The 2,751-nt window shown below is 34.6% G+C and carries 1 protein-coding gene and 1 pseudogene; both read left to right on the plus strand.

Annotation, left to right across the window (positions count from 1 at the left end; all coding sequences use genetic code 11):
• Positions 1-879: 879 nt before the first annotated feature.
• Positions 880-1,860 (plus strand): hypothetical protein, encoded by a 981-nt coding sequence (locus QWU_RS09420; protein ID WP_017196505.1) that lies wholly within the window; start codon positions 880-882, stop codon positions 1,858-1,860.
• 87 nt (positions 1,861-1,947) lie between these two features.
• A pseudogene (locus QWU_RS09425) lies at positions 1,948-2,552 on the plus strand (hypothetical protein).
• Positions 2,553-2,751 lie beyond the last annotated feature (199 nt).

Genomic DNA, 2,751 nt, shown 5'->3' on the forward strand with positions numbered 1-2,751 from the left:
GCATAACTTCGTATAGCATACATTATACGAAGTTATACGAAACTGACTAAACTGACAAAAATGACAAAAGTCTATTAAAGGGGATTTTGCTCATCTCTATAATTATTATTCTCTCTTTAGATATTTTCATAACAAGCAATAAATCACAATTATCCTATTTATCATTTCTCTTATGAAAATGAAAAATGATGCCATGGCTATAACTATAAAGAACATAACAGCTATAAAGCGCGCGTGAAAAAAGCAGGCTTTCATAATCATAAGGCATTTTCATAATCAAAATGCAAATGAATGTATTGCTTATAAAGATAGTCCCTATAAAAGCTGTTAAGTTGCAAATGTGTTATTAAAAGAAATCAACAGAAATCTTTAAAAACTATTTAGTAAAAAATAGATAGGTTATAAAGCTAAAAATACGCATTAAGAGAGCGTTTCTAAATATTATAAATGTATAGATTCAGAAAATAACGCAATCGTTTCACAAAGCCTATAATATAGCTTTAAAAGCACATAAATATAAAAGAAGAGATTAATAAGCATAAGATATTATCAATACACAACGTATTAAAAAAATAAGAAAAATATCACAAAAGATAAAATATTATTTGACAATAAATACGTATTTTGTTATATAAATACTCAAGTGCTTAACAACACTAAACAAACAGCGGGTAGATTACGAAACAATCTTTCCCATCTTTTAAAATACTGACTGTCTTTTATGTTATGATTAGCATATAATGATTTTGTCGGGTGTGGTTACACCATACAATACTCTTTATGAGAAAAGTGTAACGACGGACTGTTTGCCGTGTTTGTTAGCGCCCGGCGCCCTTATGGGGTGTCAATAACAATATTATTCAAACAGGATATACTAACATGCATATATCACAAAACACCCCCGTTATCTCTAATATTTCAAATGAGACCGCATCTAATAATAAACAAGAGCCTGCAAAAAAATATGAATTTACAGGTGAGACAATAGAGGTTGGTGATTATACTCTTTATCGCATTCGAGCTTTAAGGGATTTTGCTAATATAAAAGCTGGTGATCTAGGAGGCTTTATACATAAGGTTGCAAATTTAGCTCATAATGGTGATTGTTGGGTCGGGGGGGATGCCATGGTTTATGGGGATGCGCGAGTTTTCGATAATGCTCATGTTTCGGATAATGCAAAAATTACTGGATCTGCAAAAATTTATGAAAATGCAAGGGTCTATGGCAATGCTAGCATGCATATTAGAGCTGAGGTTTATGGCAATGCGCAAGTATATGAGAACGCATTGGTTTATGGTGATATTTTCGGACATGCTAAAGTGTATGGAAATGCAAAAATTTATGACACTATTTATGGCAAGTTTCTTGATAAAACTAGAATTTATGGCAATGCTGAGGTTTATGATAAAGCACGTGTTTTAGGAAGCTCTCAAGTTTATGATAATGCCCATGTGTATGAAAATGCTATAGTTTTTGATAACGCTAGGGTTTGTGATAATGCCCATGTTTGTGGCGCGGCTATGGTCAATAGAGAAGCCAAGGTTTATGGGAATGCTATAGTGACTGGTTATGCCCATGTTTATGATAGGGGCTGTGTTTGTGACAATGCTAAGGTCTATGGCAAGATCTATGGTGGCGCTCGGGTTTCCAATAATGCTTTAATTTCTGAGAATGCTGAAGTTTATGATGATGCTCGCATTTATGACAATGCTAAAATTTATGGCAAGGTCTATGGTGATGCTCATGTCTATGGCAATGCACAGGTTATTGGCTATACTGAGATAAGTGGTGATAGCAAAATCGGTGGTAATTATAAAGAACCCGTTGTTAGTGGTGAAATTGTTTTTACAACTGCATAAATAAACGCGCGGGCGTGGCGGGGGCGCCTGCTTTCTAACCAAATTCTTTCATTCAAAAATTAAATCTTCTTATAAAGGAATTGTGCTATGCAAAAGAAATTTGCACTCACAAATGAGACACGTGTATTTGGTGAATATGTTCTTTACCGTATTAAAGCTTTAAAAGACTTTGCTGATGTTAAGGCAGGTGATTTAGGGGGCTTTATTGAAAAGGAAAGTAACCTCTCTCATGATGGTAATTGCTGGGTTTATAATGATGCTCTTGTGTTTAAAAATGGTCACGTTTATGAAAATGCAAAGGTTTTTGGCAATGCTATTACTTGTGGTCATATCTATGGTCATGCGCGGCTTTATGACAATGCTATCGTTGCTGGTCATGTCTATGATCATGCCCATGTTTATGGCAAGGCTGTTATTTCTGATAATTCCCATGTCTATGGTAATGCGCATGTGTATGGCAAGGCTATTATATTTATGACAAAGCCTCTGTTTATGACAATGCTAGGGTTTATGAAAACGCTCGTATAGCAAATAACGTGCATGTTTGTGAAAATGCCAATATTCATGGCATTGCTGTTATTCGTGAAAATGTTGGTGGAGCTACTGAGGTTAAAACCTATATTGAACGGGTTTCACCTTATGGGGAATTAGAGATTGTCTATGTCTCTCCAAAAATAAAGCAGCATAATTGAAAGAACGGGCGATGCGGGGGAGCCCTCTCTTTCAAATTCTTCATTCCAAATTTTAGAAAATCTTTATCACATATCAATTGTGAGGGTATCATTATGTGCAAAAAATATGAATTAACTCTTCAAAGCAAAAAAATCAAACATGCTCTTTCTCGAAATACTATAGTTCTTTATCGCATTTGTGCTTTAAAAGATTTTGATG

Origin of the sequence: Bartonella birtlesii IBS 325, from assembly GCF_000273375.1 — a bacterium.
In the GTDB taxonomy this organism is placed as follows: Bacteria; Pseudomonadota; Alphaproteobacteria; order Rhizobiales; family Rhizobiaceae; genus Bartonella; species Bartonella birtlesii.

What these genes read in the sequence shown, in the direction of transcription:
- QWU_RS09420 (WP_017196505.1), top strand. Translation starts at nt 880, where the DNA reads ATGCATATATCACAAAACACCCCCGTTATCTCTAATATTTCAAATGAG.